General features: G+C 53.5%; 16 protein-coding genes. 4 read left to right on the forward strand and 12 right to left on the reverse strand.

Going from position 1 to position 16,004, the window contains the following annotated elements:
- Window positions 1–20: 20 nt before the first annotated feature.
- The 4 genes from AYK82_RS10940 to AYK82_RS10955 all read right to left on the reverse strand — a co-directional run bounded on the left by AYK82_RS10940 (window position 21) and on the right by AYK82_RS10955 (window position 4,456).
- A complete protein-coding gene (locus tag AYK82_RS10940) occupies window positions 21–1,253 on the reverse strand; it encodes a cytochrome b (protein ID WP_068315288.1) in 1,233 nt (410 codons plus the stop codon).
- Between the two features lie 22 nt (window positions 1,254–1,275).
- Complete coding sequence (gene petA, locus AYK82_RS10945; protein WP_068315741.1) at window positions 1,276–1,836, reverse strand: ubiquinol-cytochrome c reductase iron-sulfur subunit; 561 nt, start codon at window positions 1,834–1,836, stop codon at window positions 1,276–1,278.
- Window positions 1,837–2,201: 365 nt separating this feature from the next.
- On the reverse strand, window positions 2,202–4,040 hold the full coding sequence (locus tag AYK82_RS10950) for an ABC transporter ATP-binding protein (protein WP_068315290.1): 1,839 nt from the start codon (window positions 4,038–4,040) through the stop codon (window positions 2,202–2,204).
- A 38-nt stretch (window positions 4,041–4,078) separates the two neighbouring features.
- Entirely contained in the window at window positions 4,079–4,456 is a 378-nt protein-coding gene (locus AYK82_RS10955) for a hypothetical protein (RefSeq protein ID WP_068315293.1), read from the reverse strand.
- A gap of 526 nt (window positions 4,457–4,982) precedes the next feature.
- Between AYK82_RS10955 and AYK82_RS10960 the strand changes: the two genes are divergently transcribed.
- Entirely contained in the window at window positions 4,983–5,432 is a 450-nt protein-coding gene (locus AYK82_RS10960; protein ID WP_068315296.1) for a tRNA (cytidine(34)-2'-O)-methyltransferase, read from the forward strand.
- Between the two features lie 87 nt (window positions 5,433–5,519).
- Complete coding sequence (gene hemF / locus AYK82_RS10965; RefSeq protein ID WP_068315299.1) at window positions 5,520–6,431, forward strand: oxygen-dependent coproporphyrinogen oxidase; 912 nt, start codon at window positions 5,520–5,522, stop codon at window positions 6,429–6,431.
- Window positions 6,432–6,517: 86 nt separating this feature from the next.
- Here the strand turns inward: hemF and AYK82_RS10970 are convergent, their stop codons facing one another.
- Both AYK82_RS10970 and AYK82_RS18365 read right to left on the reverse strand, forming a co-directional pair.
- Window positions 6,518–7,375 carry an SLC5/6 family protein gene (locus tag AYK82_RS10970; protein ID WP_244265752.1) on the reverse strand — a complete coding sequence of 286 codons (858 nt, stop codon included), beginning with the start codon at window positions 7,373–7,375 and terminating at the stop codon, window positions 6,518–6,520.
- The gene (locus AYK82_RS18365) at window positions 7,306–7,794 is read right to left on the reverse strand and encodes an aromatic amino acid transport family protein (RefSeq protein ID WP_244265753.1); all 489 of its coding nucleotides are present in this window, start codon (window positions 7,792–7,794) and stop codon (window positions 7,306–7,308) included. The genes AYK82_RS10970 and AYK82_RS18365 overlap by 70 nt, the downstream gene beginning before the upstream one ends.
- A gap of 690 nt (window positions 7,795–8,484) precedes the next feature.
- Between AYK82_RS18365 and AYK82_RS10980 the strand changes: the two genes are divergently transcribed.
- Window positions 8,485–10,227: an ABC transporter ATP-binding protein gene (locus AYK82_RS10980; protein WP_068315744.1), complete on the forward strand. Its 1,743-nt coding sequence runs from the start codon at window positions 8,485–8,487 to the stop codon at window positions 10,225–10,227.
- 96 nt (window positions 10,228–10,323) lie between these two features.
- Here the strand turns inward: AYK82_RS10980 and AYK82_RS10985 are convergent, their stop codons facing one another.
- The 6 genes from AYK82_RS10985 to AYK82_RS11010 all read right to left on the reverse strand — a co-directional run bounded on the left by AYK82_RS10985 (window position 10,324) and on the right by AYK82_RS11010 (window position 14,696).
- Complete coding sequence (locus AYK82_RS10985) at window positions 10,324–11,379, reverse strand: TIM44-like domain-containing protein (protein WP_068315306.1); 1,056 nt, start codon at window positions 11,377–11,379, stop codon at window positions 10,324–10,326.
- Between the two features lie 89 nt (window positions 11,380–11,468).
- Entirely contained in the window at window positions 11,469–11,936 is a 468-nt protein-coding gene (locus tag AYK82_RS10990) for a DUF1284 domain-containing protein (protein ID WP_068315308.1), read from the reverse strand.
- A complete protein-coding gene (locus tag AYK82_RS10995; RefSeq protein WP_068315311.1) occupies window positions 11,933–13,159 on the reverse strand; it encodes a CCA tRNA nucleotidyltransferase in 1,227 nt (408 codons plus the stop codon). Before AYK82_RS10995 ends, AYK82_RS10990 begins: the two co-directional genes overlap by 4 nt.
- Window positions 13,156–13,452 (reverse strand): DUF6111 family protein, encoded by a 297-nt coding sequence (locus AYK82_RS11000; protein ID WP_068315314.1) that lies wholly within the window; start codon window positions 13,450–13,452, stop codon window positions 13,156–13,158. The genes AYK82_RS10995 and AYK82_RS11000 overlap by 4 nt, the downstream gene beginning before the upstream one ends.
- Window positions 13,453–13,455: 3 nt before the next feature.
- The gene (locus AYK82_RS11005; protein ID WP_068315317.1) at window positions 13,456–14,121 is read right to left on the reverse strand and encodes a CoA pyrophosphatase; all 666 of its coding nucleotides are present in this window, start codon (window positions 14,119–14,121) and stop codon (window positions 13,456–13,458) included.
- Entirely contained in the window at window positions 14,118–14,696 is a 579-nt protein-coding gene (locus tag AYK82_RS11010) for a DUF1285 domain-containing protein (protein WP_068315320.1), read from the reverse strand. The genes AYK82_RS11005 and AYK82_RS11010 overlap by 4 nt, the downstream gene beginning before the upstream one ends.
- Before the next feature lie 282 nt (window positions 14,697–14,978).
- Between AYK82_RS11010 and AYK82_RS11015 the strand changes: the two genes are divergently transcribed.
- On the forward strand, window positions 14,979–15,992 hold the full coding sequence (locus tag AYK82_RS11015) for an AAA family ATPase (protein ID WP_068315323.1): 1,014 nt from the start codon (window positions 14,979–14,981) through the stop codon (window positions 15,990–15,992).
- Window positions 15,993–16,004 lie beyond the last annotated feature (12 nt).

Consider the following 16,004-nt stretch of genomic DNA (forward strand, 5'->3'; position numbering starts at 1 on the left):
CGTAAATCTTCCTGCTCGTCTTAATGCGCTTTGGCGTTTGCCAACACGTCATCATTGATAGAGGCCGGCAGCTTCTTCGGCTTCTCAATGAAACCAAGCAGCGGCATGAAGATAAGGAAGTGCGCGAAATACAGCACGGTGAAGATACGTGACGCTGTCACGAATGGTTCTTCAGCGGGCTGCCCACCGAGCCAACCAAGCGCAAGACAGGTGAACATGAACACCCAGAACAACATGCGATAGATTGGACGGAAGCGGGCGGAACGCACCTTCGATGTATCAAGCCAAGGCAGGATAAACAGCATGGCAATCGCGCCAAACATCGCAACAACACCGCCGAGCTTGTCCGGCACCGCACGCAAGATTGCGTAGAATGGCAAGAAGTACCACTCAGGCACAATATGCGCAGGCGTCACCATTGGGTTCGCCTCGATGTAGTTATCAGGGTGACCCATAAAGTTAGGCAGGTAGAACACGAACCAAGCGAAGAAGATGAAGAACACGATAATCGCGAACAGATCCTTCACCGTGTAATACGGGTGGAAAGGAATAGTGTCTTTCTCGGTCTTCGGATCGATACCAGCCGGGTTATTGTTGCCAGTGGTATGGAATGCCCAGATGTGCAGCAGCACAATACCAACCAGCACAAACGGCAGCAGGTAATGCAGCGAGAAGAAGCGATTAAGCGTCGGGTTACCAACAGCAAACCCACCCCAAAGCCATGTGGTGATGCTTTCACCTACAAATGGCAGCGCAGAGAACAGGTTGGTAATAACAGTCGCGCCCCACAAGGACATCTGTCCCCAAGGCAACACATAGCCCATAAACGCGGTTGCCATCATGATCAGGAAGATCAACACACCCAAAATCCAGGAGATTTCACGGGGTGCCTTGTAGGAACCATAATAAAGGCCACGGCAAATATGGATATAAACCGCGATAAAGAAGAAGGATGCGCCATTCGCATGCATATAGCGAATGAGCCAGCCGAAGTTCACATCACGCATGATGTGCTCAACAGATGCAAACGCCAGAGTTTCATGCGGGGTGTAATGCATTACCAGCACAATACCGGTAACAATCTGCACCACGAGCACAGCAAAAGCGATACCACCGAAAGTCCACCAGTAGTTCAGGTTCTTCGGGGTTGGAAAGTCAACAAAGCTCCCGCGGATAAGCGAGATAACCGGCAAACGGGCCTCTAGCCACTTTGCAGGTGCACTTTGTGGAACATATTTGGAATGTCCAGCCATTATTGCCTCCTGAAAGACCGGTTTAACCGATTTTGATCACATCGTCTTTGACGAACGAGAACGGCGGCACCAGCATATTCTCCGGCGCCGGGCCCTTACGAATACGGCCGGCCGTATCGTAGTGCGAACCGTGACATGGACAGAACCAGCCACCAAAATCGCCCTCTTCCCCAAGTGGCACACAGCCAAGGTGAGTACATACGCCAACCATAACAAGCCAGGCTTCTTTACCTGTCGCCGAACGGTTCACATCAGTTGCCTCAGCCTCGGGGGCCAGATTGAGGTTCCGCGCTAGCGGATCCGGCAGATCATTCAGAGCAACAGCGTTTGCTTCTTCAATCTCTTTTTCCGTGCGTTGACGGATGAAGACAGGCTTGCCGCGCCACTTGACAGTGATCGACTGGCCAACCTCGATTGCAGAGACATCCACTTCGATAGACGCAAGCGCCAAAGCGGATGCATCCGGGTTCATCTGGTCAATAAATGGCCAGGCAACAGCACCCACGCCAACAGCGCCAACAGCGCCGGTCGCAAGGTACAGAAAGTCGCGGCGAGACGGTTCTGCCGTTTCCGTGTGTTCCAAGGTCGCGTCCTCTCGAAACAAGATTAATCTGGATACGCCAAAGGGCTTGCCCCCCTCGCCTTCCCTTCACCCCTGAAGGTAGAGCAGACAAATCAGCAAGCAACTTCGTTGGCGAACTGCGTGAATTGCGCAATTATTTTAGCGTGGCCTGTGTGGCACCAATGGTCGCACTTGTCCAGTATACTTGCGGAGATCTGGACTTATTGTCGCAGGAAAACTGGGAAAAACACGTAAAACGGCCAATCTGGAACGGTTTTAAACGCTCGTCAGGTGCAACTAAACCACCGGAATCCGTGGATAAAAAGGATAACCCCGAAGCGTTTCGCCTCCGGGTCATCGTTTCGACTGATTCTATATCCGGTGCTTTATTCTGCCGCAGCCTGTGCCAAAAAGCCGCCAGACTGACGCTGCCAAAGCGAGGCGTAAAGGCCATTGGCTGCCAGCAAATCTTCATGGCTGCCCATCTCTTTAATCTCGCCTTTGTCCATCACCACAAGCCGGTCCATCGCCGCGATCGTTGACAGGCGGTGCGCAATGGCGATCACGGTTTTGCCTTCCATCAGCTCAAACAAGCTTTCCTGAATAGCTGCCTCGACTTCGGAGTCCAGTGCCGAGGTCGCCTCGTCCAACACCAAGATCGGCGCATTGCGCAAAAGCACACGCGCAATGGCAATACGCTGCCGCTGCCCGCCAGATAGTTTGACACCGCGTTCACCCACCAGCGTCTCAAATCCGGTACGCCCTTTAGGGTCCCGCAAGCCTTCGATGAACTCTAGCGCGTGTGCCCGCCGGGCCGCCTCCTGCACCTGCTCCATCGCAACTTCACCGCTACCGTAAGCGATGTTCTCAAAGACTGTCCGATGCAACAGTGACGTATCTTGCGTCACCACCCCGATTTGAGAGCGTAAAGATTCCTGCCGCACCATTGCAATGTCTTGCCCGTCAATGCGGATTTGCCCCCCTTCCAAATCATGGAAACGCAGCAGCAAATTCATCAGCGTAGATTTCCCAGCGCCAGAACGGCCAACAATGCCAATCTTCTCGCCTTTCTGAACACTTAGCGAGAGCTGCTCTAGCACACCACTTTCCTTGCCGTAGTGAAAACGCACATTGTCAAAATCAATCCGCGCATCACTCACCACAAGGTCCGTTGCGCTCTTGGCATCTTGCACCTTCACCGGCTTACACAGCATGCTAATACCGTCCTGCACCGTTCCGATATTCTCAAACAGCGAGGCGACTTCCCACAGGATCCATTGGGACATCCCCTGAAAGCGCAGGGCCAAACCAATCGCAACCGCAATGCTTCCGGTCGTTACCAGATCAACCTGCCAAAGGTAAATCGCAGTCACTGTCAATGAGGCAAACAGCAAACAGTTAAGCGAAGTCAGAACGATGTTCAGCCATGTCACCAAACGCATCTGCCGATACACCGGATCCATGAATTTCTCCATAGACCCTTGAGCATAAGCCTCTTCATCTTGCGCCTGCGAGAACAGCTTTACAGTCGAGATATTCGTATAGGCATCAACAACATGCCCTGTCATAACAGAACGTGCATCCGCTTGTTGCTTGGCCACATCGCGCAGTTTGGGTACAAAAAACCACATCACCGCCACATAGCCAAACATCCACGTAAACATCGGCAGTGCCAACCAGATATCGGTAGCGGCAAGCACCGCAATAGCCGTGGCGAAGTAAACGCAAACATAAACCCCTATATCGGTCAGCTTGGTAACCACCTCGCGCACAGCTATCGCTGATTGCATCAACTTGTTTGAAAGCCGGCCTGCGAAGTCGTTGTTGAAGAAGTCCATAGACTGTCGCAATAGGTAGCGATGTCCACGCCAGCGGATCAGCATCGGAAAGTTGCCAACAATCCCTTGGTGAAACACAAACTCCCATAGCATGGAGACCAGTGGCATCACCACCAACACCACCAGCCCCATGCCAACCAGCATCAGAGAACTGTCCTGCCATATGGTTTCGCGATTTCCGGCCTCAAGCCAGTTAACCAATTCACCCATAAAGGAAAACAGCCAGACTTCTAAAATCGCAATCCCCCCGGCCAGCACCGCAGTACAAAGCAACAGCCATCGGAACGGCCGCGCATAAAACCAGATAAACTGCCACAGACCCTCTGGTGGGGTCTGCAGCTCTGTTATTTCAAACGGATCTACCAGTTTTTCAAAGAGTCGAAACATCACACCACTCACAAACGACCAGAAAAGGCAGAACTACCTTAACGGTAGCCTCCCTCTTCTTGCAAAGGTTCTTCTTTCGTATACTTGCCAAAAACTCCAAGCAACACAGGCGCCAGCCCAAGGCCAACAGCTGCGGCTCCCACGAGCAGGCGCATCAACCGCTCACGGGCAGCCGCACCGCTTTCATAGAGCCCGCCGTGGCCGATAACCTCTATCCGCCCAAGGAAGTCAAAGAGGATCGGCAGGAATACAACAAGTGCAATTGCACCGGCACTCAGCAGATAAACAGCCAGTTGAGTTAGAACGCCAGCCTGTTGCCCCTGACTTGCCGGAGGGCTTTGCGAGAAAATTCGAGGTTTTTCAGCGTCAAAAAGACGGGCCGCGCGCAGATGCGCGAGCATAAATAACGAGTACATAGGAAACTCCAGCGACGAAGATAGCAGGGTCCGCGCGGACTGATAGGAAGGCGCACCCTTAAACAAAGATTGGTTGAGTTTTAAATAAGACAGAGCACCAGCAGGCGCCCAAACCCGAGAAGATCAGCGATGAAGCGCAGAGACAGTCAGCGCCATACGCACACAAGCAAATTCATTCATGTACCGTCTCCTTTTGTCCTACAGGTTAAAATTCAGATACCCGTTGCAGGTATCGAGTGAAAAGGCAGCTTCCTCACAAACGTAAAGGAGCGCCTTTGCCGCTGCACCTGCGTTTATAGGCGACTCATTTTTGCGCATCTACTAGGATTTCTAGTAGGAACACCATTTCCCTTGCACTGTGTCCTAGTCGCAACAAATCCGAGCACGACCTCAAGTTGCGCAAAGAGCTAACCAGCGACAGAAAAAGCAAGAATGTCCGTTTTCCAAATCCGTTGTATAGATGCTTGCCGATACGCTGCAAAAAACGCTAGAAACCCCAAATCCGATCAATACCTAGATAGAGCCCATGCCTGATATCGCGCTTTACCAACCGGAAATTCCGCAGAACACCGGCACCATCCTTCGCCTTGCGGCATGTATGGATGTCACCGTGCACTTGATCGAGCCAGCAGGTTTCCCGCTATCCGATCACACACTAAAGCGCGCAGGCATGGATTACATCGAGCGTGCCAAGCTTACCCGCCACATTTCATGGCAGGCCTTCAATGAGTGGCGCCAAACGTGCAACCGCCGCCTCATCCTGCTTTCCACCAAGGCAGCACAGCCCTACACCCAGTTCACCTATGAGAAAGACGACCTGCTGCTCATAGGCCGCGAAAGCTCTGGCGTCCCCGAAGACGTCCACAACGCCGCCGATGCCCGTGTCATCATCCCGATGAAAAACGGCATGCGCTCGCTCAATATGGCGGTGACCACCGGCATGGCAATCGGTGAAGCCCTCCGCCAAACCGGTTGATGGTGGGCAATGAGGATCATTTCAACTTGTGCGCCGCCCTGCGGCCTTTTACATATGCCATCACAATGCAGCTAGCGGAGACAGACGATGAGCGAGCGCGGCGGGCCGATCCCCTCAAATATCGAAGAGAAAAAGCAAAACGCAACGCAGTGGTTTGCCAGCTTACGCGACCAGATCTGCGCGGCCTTTGAAAAGCTCGAGGATGATATCGCCGTAGAAGGCGGCCCCAATAGCGACAAACCGGCTGGCCGCTTCGTACGCACCCCATGGGAACGCACCGACCACACCGGCGCTAAAGGCGGCGGCGGCGTTATGTCCATGATGCATGGCCGCGTGTTTGAGAAAGTCGGCGTGCACGTCTCCGCCGTGCACGGGGAATTCTCGCCGGAGTTTCGCGGCCAAATCCCCGGCGCCGATGAAGACCCGCGCTTCTGGGCTTCCGGCATCTCCCTCATCGCCCACATGCACAATCCGCATGTTCCAGCGGTGCATATGAACACCCGTATGGTTGTCACCACCCGCCAATGGTTTGGCGGCGGCGCAGATCTCACACCGGTTCTGGATGCCCGCCGCACCCAAACCGACCCCGATACAATCGCCTTCCACAACGCGATGGAACAGGCATGCACAGGCCACAAAGGCGCCGATTACCCGCATTACAAGCAATGGTGCGACGACTATTTCCACCTGAAGCATCGCAATGAGCCACGCGGTATCGGCGGCATTTTCTACGATTACCATAACACCGGCGATTGGGATGCCGATATGGCCTTTACCCGCTCTGTCGGCAAAGCCTTTCTGGAAATTTATCCGCAGCTGGTGCGCGCCAACTATCTCAAGCCTTGGAACGAGGCAGAGCGTGAAGAGCAGCTCATCCGCCGCGGCCGCTATGTTGAGTACAATTTGCTTTATGATCGCGGCACAATATTTGGCTTGAAAACCGGCGGCAATGTCGCCTCTATTCTGTCCTCTATGCCCCCTGTGGTCAAATGGCCATAGAGGTCCTTCGCTTTTTATAAAAAGAGAGAGCGCCGCCCCCTGCCGCGACACTCTCTCCCTTGCTGCGAGTGGCCCCACGCAGTTTTCTAGAACAAGCCTTTCACGATTGCAGAAATCGCAATCAAGCCCATTACACTAATAAATACATTAGATAGCGCCCCGTCATACTTTCGCATCGTCGGCACTTTCTTGATGGCATACATCGGCATCAGAAACAGTATTGCCGCGATAAAAGGCGCACCAAGTGACTCGATCATCCCAAGAACAGAAGGATTGATCACTGCCACACCCCAAGTGGAAAAGAAGAAGAACGCAACAAGCAGCGTGTTAAAGCGCCCCTCGCCCATCCCCTGTATCATGCCCGGAGCCGCCTTCTTGGCAATACCTGCGAGCCCCTCTTTTGCGCCAAGGTAGTGGCCAAAGAAGGAGGAGAAGATCGCGAGGAAGGCTACAACAGGGCCGAGTACGGAGATAACAGGCGAGTCAAACACATTGGCAAGATAGGAAAGCACCGGCAAATTCTGTGCCTTGGCCTCAGCCAATTGCGCAGGAGATAGAGCCAACACGCAGCTGAAGACAAACAGCATCACAAAGCCCAGCAGCATCACCGAGGCATGCTTCAAGATCATGTCAGTTTTTACCGCCGCATCCTCGCCGTACTCCTCCCGTTGGGCGAGCGCCATGGAAGACACAGCCGGGCTATGATTAAACGAGAATATCAGCATCGGAATAGTGAGGTACACGATAGACATCATTGACCCGAAGTCCGGCATCGTGGACAGGCTCATCGCCTCAAACGACCAAGAGGGAACAAGATACACCGACATGGCAAACAGAATAAAAACTAGCGGGTACACGAGCATCTCAGTGGTAATCAACATAATGCGGCGACCAAAATCATCACCCCCATCATCATCGCCACCAGCGCTCCGGAAAGCAGCCAACGAGGCAAAGGCTCCATGTCAAGCTGATTGATCAAGAAGCTATCAACCGTGTTGGTAATAGCGTTTCCGTAAATCAATACAATCGGGTAGATTGCAAAAAAGTAGAAGAAAGTAATCAGCAAGCCAGCCGTCTTGCCAAAATGCTCCTCCACTACATCGGTGATATCCGCATCTTTACGTGATGATGACAGCACAAAGCGTGCCAAAGCCCGGTGAGAGAAATACGTCATTGGCCCGACAAGAGCAGCAATCACAATCAATGGCCAGAAGCCTTCCAACCCAGCGCGGATCGGCAAGAACAACACCCCAGCCCCGACAGCCGTACCGAACATGGAAAGCGACCATGTCAGATCTTGCTTGCTAAAAGAGGAGAGGCTGGCACTGTTGCCCGCATCACCTGATAAGGTTGTCTCTGACATAACGTGATGCCTCCACTAGTTAAGCAGCGCAAGAACGGAGCCCGTGAAATTTGGGAGGGTGCCTAAGCGTAAGCCTTTGCAACTTCTATAAGTATTACTACTTATCTCATGTTAACTTATCAATGAAATTCAGCTTTTCAGATATCGACCAGTATGCTCTGCAATTTCTCGAAAAATCAGTATCTACCTGTTTTATATATATTTTTTTACTAAGTGCTAGCATCGGCACCAAAAGCCGCAAGAAAGCAATGCAATATTTTTCATCAAAACGAGAAATATTCATCAACTGCAACAAGTTCACTTTTTTATCGGCGACTTGGTTTTCCGCAGTGTATAACATTTAAATTATGCCAGCTAACCTGACCTTATTTTTGACAAATTAACCCAAAGTAAAATTACAAAAACTCCTAGATGAAGCTGTTGCCCAATGGGCACAATTAATGCCTGCAAAGCTTACATCTGGATATTCACCTAGACATCCAACACAACCATGCCCATAGTTGCCAGCATTGCACTTCAAACATTGGGGGCTGATATGAAAACCATTTCCATCAGCGGCCGTCACTAAGCAACGGCCTAAAAACCACATTGCACAGTCCGTCGGCCATAGCCGCGCGGGTGATGAATTCTACATAGCGCGGAGCCACGTCTCCAGCGTTATCCATGTTTGATGCTTTGAAAGAGCTTTCCATGTTTAAAGATTTCGCGGCGTTGTACGCCCCGCATAAGCGCCTTTTTGCGCTCGATTTCGGCAGCGCGATCCTGTCTGCTTTGCTTGAATTGTTTTTCCCCGTTGCCGTTATCTGGTTTATGGACACCTTGCTGCCACAAAAAGACTGGAGCCTAATCTGGCAAGCCAGCCTCGCGCTCGCCTTGCTATACGCCGTCAACACAGCCCTTCGCTTCTGCGTTGATTACTATGGCCACATGCTTGGCATGGCGATTGAAACGCGCCTGCGCGCCAATGCCTTCGCCCACCTGCAAACCCTATCAGTGGGCTTTTTTGACAATACAAAGTCTGGAGTTCTAGCAGGCCGCTTGGTGAAGGACTTCGACCAGATCGGCGAGTTCGCCCACCATGGCCCAGAAGACGTGTTCATTATCCTCATAACCTTTTTGGGATCATTGGCGCTAATGTTTTACGCAAGCCCGCAGCTTGCGCTGATCACCGCCATTCTGGCCCCGCTCATAGTCTGGTCTGCGCTTATCTATGGTCGCCGTTTTGAAGCAATTTGGCGAAGCCTATTTGACACTGTCGGCTCACTGACTGCCAGAATTGAAGACTATGTTGGCGGGATCCGGCTGGTTAAATCATTTGGCAACCAGCGCTTCGAAGAACAGCGCTTCGACAAGGACAATCAAAAATTCCGCGAAGCTCGCGAACGCGGCATCGCCAATATCTCCATTTCGATGGGCTGTATCTATGCCGGCACGCGCGCCATGCAGATTATTGTGCTGCTCGTGGGCGGTTGGCAAGTCGTTGAGGGGCAAATTACCAATGGAGAGCTGGTTGGCTTCTTGCTGTTGGTTGGCGTTTTTATTCGCCCCCTAGAGAAAATCGGCACCGTAATGGAGAGCTTCACAAATGGCATTACTGGTTTCAAGCGCTATCGTGAATTCCTACAGATCCAGCCGGATATAATCGACAAGCCGCAAGCCATAGCCATGCCTGCGCCCCGTCGCTCTATCCGTTTCGAGCACGTTGCGTTTCAATATGGCCAAGAGAATTCCACCGCGCCCGCTGTACTGGAGGACATTAACCTCGACATCCCCATCGGCAAAACCACCGCCTTCGTTGGCGCATCTGGCGCGGGCAAAAGCACGATCTGTGCATTGCTGCCAAGGTTCTATGATGTAAGTGCCGGTTCCATCACCTTCGATGGCACCGACCTGCGCCAAGTGAGCCAAAGTTCTCTACGCGATCATATTGGTATTGTTGAACAAAGTGCCTTCCTGTTCTCTGGCACACTGGGCGAAAACATTGCCTATGGAAGCTTGGAGGCAACTCCCGATGATATCCTGTCCGCAGCGCAAAAGGCGAACCTCAAAGAGCTTGTCGATGAACTGCCAGACGGCCTTGACACTCTTGTGGGTGAACGTGGCGTAAAGCTCTCCGGTGGTCAACGCCAGCGTGTCTCTATTGCCCGCATGTTCTTGAAAAACCCGAGAATTGTTATCCTAGATGAGGCGACCTCTGCCTTGGATTCCAAAGCCGAGCAACTCATCCAAAATGCTCTCTCGAAACTCTCAAAAGGGCGCACCACTCTCGTCATTGCACACCGGCTGGCGACCATTAAAGCCGCAGATCAGATTGTAGTGATGGATAAGGGGCGCGTTGTCGAACTTGGTAGACACCCAGAGCTTATGCAGAAACAGGGCATCTATCATAGCCTTGTAGAAGCACAGTCGTTAAGCAGCCCGCTGCTGGTCTAACAAACGCCCAGCAACATTAAAGGACCCAGTAAAAACGGTCCAATATAACGGCAAAGGGGCCTAAGCGCGGCCCCTTTCCTTTTTGCATTTGCACGCCTAGCCTTGCTGGATCGCCGAAAGCTTCCATGGTTGCCCTGTTTGGCGAATAAAGGTCCATAGCTCGGTGCGCTCTTCCGGCACATCCGCATCACCTTCAACCACTTTGTTGTTCGCCCGCTCCCGCATCACGTCAATCGAGCTGTAGCGCATGGCAACAGTGGCATATTCATCGCTGCCCTCGCGCCAGCTTTCTGCCAAATCGCCTTGCAACAATTTTATCTCACGCACTTCATTCACAAGCCCCTTGGAAGCGGCTTGTCCAAGCTCCTCGGCGAAGTAGCCCATAATCTCCGGTGTGGTCAGCTCGCGGATTGCCGCATAATCCTCTTTACCATAGGCGGTCCAAACTTTAGTGAGCATAGCTTCAAAGGCATCAAAATCATCGGCCCCAAGGCCAAGCTCATCATCGGCAGGCGTAGAGATTGCCGGCTCTGGTGCGGCCGCGTAGCCCTCGCCCATAGGCGCAGCCCCCACGCCTGTCGCACCGGTATTAGGCACCGAACCAGAGCCCGCCTGCATACGCGAGAACATATCACCCATAGCGCCAGGCATCCCGCCATCGGGGCCCGCCTGCCGCATATTGGCCTGACCAGCACCCCCAGCTGCCGCTTGCGGTTGGTTCCTGCTGCGCAGAAAGCCCATTAGCAGTTTTACACCAAAGAAAATCAATGCACCTTGGATAAGCAAGCCAAAGATACCAGCAGCACCGCCGATACCATTACCCATCATCATCCCGATGAGGCCGCCAAGCGCCAGGCCGCCAAGCATAGAGCCCATAAACCCGCCACCAAACAAGCCGCGCTTCTGCTGTGCCGCACCGGCTGCTGCAGCATTTCCCGCCTTAGGAGCCTGTTGTGTTTTAGGGGTCATCGTGCGCTGCACAGGCGCTGTTTTGGGAGCTGTCTTTGTGGTTTTCGGCGCACTGAATGTCCGTGTACCGCGCGAACCAAAGCTGAAGCCGCGCTTGGCCTCGGCAAAATCTGTCGTTACCAGCGCAAGGCCCATCGCAAGGACAAACAGCGACAACAATTTGGAAAAGCGATTAAACTTCATGGTCTCTCATCTTGTTCTACTAAGGAGAACGCACTCCCTCATTTAGCAAGGCATATAGGAACTAAGAAAAATAATAAAAGGGCCCTGCATCAAAATCTTAAGCGGCACTGAGAATAGTCGCTCTGGCTTACCCGATGGCACAGGCGCACCCACTGGCACCCCCTACAAGCAGCCCTAAACACACCGGTACGGTATGCCTCCCGCAGCGCCGCCACCCGCGCTTGCCCAAGCCTCCAACGCCCTGTCACATCCGGCAATTCACCACTACCGCGCAAAACCCTCTGCACCAACCCAAAAGCCAGAACGTCCCGGTTGCGAACCGAAGCCTTAAAGCAGTGTGCGCCTACTCCCTCACCTTGCCGTGCACAAGCCAGCGGAGCACAAATATCATCCGCCCCTTCAACAATCTCAACGTCCGCGCCGATCAGGAGCCTTGCAACCACATCATCGTAGTTTGCAACAAACACGGGCGAATAGCCCTTGCCCACGTAATTTAACAGGCATAGCAAATGGTGTGCCCGAAGCCGCACCACATCTTGATCCTCTCTAGCGCTCAATCACAGCCCCCTTGACTAAACTTCAATGCAATCTGCAACAGCTCCTCGCGGTACAATCGGTAACCAGAGTTTACCCAAGCCTCACGAGCAGCGCCAAGCGCCATGCCCACATCTGGGCCAGCTGGCACGCCAGCTGCCAATAAATCGGCCCCTTTAAGAGAAAACAGCGGTATCTCCCAACCTCTGCAAACCTCCAGCATTTGCTGAGCCTGCGCAATGGTTAAGCTTTGCTGCGCCGCTGCCAGTTGCACCGCCCCGCGCGCAACCTCTCGCCCGCGCGCCACCATCAAAGCCTTCAATGCTGCCAATAAGTGATCGCATGTAGAAAATTGAGCAGCGCCAGCAAGGCGCTGAGAAACACCTGCAATCTGCTTGTTTGAAAGGCGCAGGCCCGTCGCACCAGCTTTCACATGTGCAGCACAGTCCACCGCGCCAAGCAGCGCCGCCAGCCGCGTTTCATCATCCGTGGCGCCAAGCCCTAACAAGCGTCGCAAGGCAGCCTCATCAGCGCGAAACCGCAAAGCCGCCTGCAATACGCCCAGCTGAGCCATAAGTGCAATGGCCTCTCCGGCACGCGGCGCGGATATAATGCCAATCACCTCTTTTGTTACCCGCTCTGGAGAAAGATAAGCCAAACCTGCTTTATACCTTTCGCAGGCTTCTACTGCTTGCTGCTCGGGCTCCCCCTTCACAAAGCGGGCGAAGAAACGAAAGAAACGAAGAATACGCAGATAGTCTTCTTGGATCCGTTGCCCGGCCTCGCCAATGAAGCGCAACCGCCCAGCCAAACAGTCATCCAAACCGCCAAGCGGGTCGAAGAGTTCCCCATTCCGGTCAACATAAAGTGCATTCATAGTAAAGTCGCGGCGGCAAGCATCACGCTCCCAGCTCTTGCCAAAACGCACCACCGCATGGCGGCCGTCCGTTTCCACATCTTCGCGCAGCGTGGTGACTTCAATCGGTTGGCCATCAATGACCAGTGTAATTGTGCCATGCTCTAACCCGGTGGCAATCACCTTAACACCAGCCGCTCGCGCCCGTGCCAAACTCTCCTCTGGCAACGCATCACAAGCAATATCGATATCACTAACAGGCAAACCAAGCAGCGCATTGCGCACCGTGCCGCCAACAGCCCGCGCTTGAGCGCCATCCTGCTCAAGAATGTCAAAAGCGCGCTGCACCGCCGGAGCGTTGAGCCAAGCAAATGGGGTATGCACTATCATCGCGTCTCGGATGTATCCACATTTTCATCAGTAAGTGGACGGTAGTGACCGTGAACAAACTCGCCGTCGATTATCTGTGCGGGAACAAATTCCTCGCGCACCGGATCATTCGCCACATAAGCCAACGCCAAAAAACTACAAACGATCAACCAGATACCGGCAGCGGTTAGCCGAATAAACGGCCCATCGCGAAACCGAACATCTTTCTGTGCCCGCTTGTTGAGATAAACCCACAAGGCATAGGCAAGAAAAGGAATGAAAAACAGCAGAACCTGCCAAATAAGAATGCGCATGGATTAGCTATACACCGTTTGATAGAGTGAACGTATAATTCCTGCTGTTACCCCCCAAATTTGATGGGGACCATAAGCAATAGAGTAAAAATACCGCCGATGTCCTTTGAAAATCCTTGAGCCACTCTCGTGATGCTGGCTGTTCATCAGGTAGCCAAGCGGAACTTCGAATATTTCGTCAACCTCGTCCGGGCTAGCCTGCAATGCTGCCGCATCATTCACACGACCAACGATGGGTGTTATATTGTAGCCTGAGCCGCTGATATAGTTCGGCAACCGCCCCAAGGGTTGCACCAGCGTTGGCATTAAGCCGATCTCCTCCTGCGCCTCGCGCAAAGCCGCCGCCACCGCACCGCTATCTTGCGGGTCGATCTTGCCACCGGGAAACGCCACCTGCCCTGCATGCGCTCGTAGATGTGCCGTGCGCTTGGTCAGCAGAACCCGCAACTCTCCCTCTCGCTCCACAAGCCCGATAAGCACCGCTGCTTGGCGCAGGTTGGCGCGCTTCTCATCGACCAGCCCATGAAAATCCGGATTCAACACAAAGTCACCGGTTAGTTCCTCTGGCTCCGAAGCGTCAACCGGAAAAAGCCGCTGCTCCATCAAGCGTAAGTGACAGCTGCTGGAGAGCGCCAGTTCCGTTTCTCTTTTCACCTCAGGCACGCTCATTTTCCAGCCTCTTCCCGCAGAATTTCAGGCCCAACGCTTTCAACATAGTCCCCGCTACGCAAACACAAGCCGCCAGCATGTTCTACCAACTCTTCTACAAGATCAAACATCAGCGACCGGCTGAACGCTGCCTCTAAGCCACGCCGCACCATGACATACGCACGAAAGCCGCCATCCTCAGCCCTCGCGAAACGCAAAGGGTGATCCTCGTCGACTTCCACCAGTTCATCCAGATTTGTTCGCACCACCAATACACCTGGGAACTTGGCATTCTTGGCGGGTTGGCGCGCCATTTCAACGGCTAAAAACGGGGCGTCTTCGACATGTATTCCAACTTTTTCCGCTGGCGTTACCAACACATAGCGGCCATCGCGCTCGCGCCGCAACACTTTGGCAAACAAACGAACCAGTGCCTCGCGGCCAATACCAGACCCGCAATACTGCCAGGAGCCATCCGCCCGTATGCACATATCGATATCGCCGCAATCAGGCGGATCCCATGCATCTACCGGAGCTGCGGCCAAATCCGCACCTCGCGATAACAGCCCCTGCAGCGCGGCTGGGAAATCCTGCATATTCACCTCGTTCTGTTCACATTCATAAGCTTATATGGGCGTTACGACCGTCTTTTTAAAGCAACTCTTTCTGCAAGGCCCGCCCTTGTCAAGTTGGCGAGCTGTCAGGCAGCTGCCCCTGTAACACGACCCATTTGCAATCTACAAAATTAAAGGATTGTCGAAAGCACCCCGCTTCTCTTTCCTAGAAGAAAAACCTAACGAATTGGCAAGGCTCTTATGCTTACTCTAGCCTAATTGCCCGAAATGCCCACAATGAACCAACCCAAGCGAGCGCCTTTCATGAACGAGCACAGCGACATCACCTCTCAAAACGCCGAGGAAATTCTGGCGCAGGCCGATGATGTCTGCAGCGCGCTGACCCGCGTAAATGCCGAGATTGGCGCGGCCATTTTCGGGCAAGAACACGTCGTGGAACAAGCGCTTATTACAATACTTTCCGGTGGGCACGGTTTACTTGTCGGTGTGCCAGGCCTCGCTAAAACCAAGCTTGTCGAAACACTTGGTATTGTGTTGGGGTTAGACACAGGTCGTGTACAATTCACACCCGATTTAATGCCAGCAGACATTCTTGGTTCCGAAGTCCTTGAAGAGAATGAAAGCGGCGCACGCGCCTTTCGCTTTATCAAGGGGCCAGTGTTTGCCCAGTTGCTGATGGCTGACGAGATCAACCGCGCCAGCCCCCGCACTCAATCTGCGTTGCTACAAGCGATGCAGGAAGGGCACGTCACCATAGCCGGGCACCATCACGCGCTGCCCCAGCCCTTTCACGTCTTAGCCACCCAAAACCCGCTGGAGCAAGAGGGCACCTACCCACTGCCAGAAGCCCAGTTAGACCGCTTCCTCCTGCAAATCAATGTCGGCTATCCTGATCGCGCCTCTGAGCGCCGTATCCTGCTGGAAACCACTGGTCCGCAAAGCCACAAACCACAACCACAACTCACGCAAGCAGAGCTAAAGAGCATTCAAAACTTCCTCTTGCACGTACCTGTTGCCCAAAGTGTCCTTGATGGCATCTTGCACCTCGTGCGCGCCGCAAGGCCCGACACACCAGAAGCACCGGACGCAATCAAAGCGTCAGTTGCTTGGGGCCCCGGCCCCCGAGCAGGGCAGGCGCTGCTCGTTACCGCCCGCGCGCGGGCATTGCTGCAAGGGCGCCTAGCCCCGTCACTGGATGACGTCATTGCTCTGGCAGAACCTGTTCTCCAGCATCGTATGGCGCTGTCCTATAGCGCCCGCGCTGAAGGGCAGGACCTCCACAGCCTTATCGGCGAGCTAGCGCAAACCCTCGGCTAACCCTCGTTTTTT

The sequence above is a fragment of the Polycladidibacter hongkongensis genome (assembly GCF_001561995.1).
GTDB classification, from domain to species: domain Bacteria; phylum Pseudomonadota; class Alphaproteobacteria; order Rhizobiales; family Stappiaceae; genus Pseudovibrio; species Pseudovibrio hongkongensis.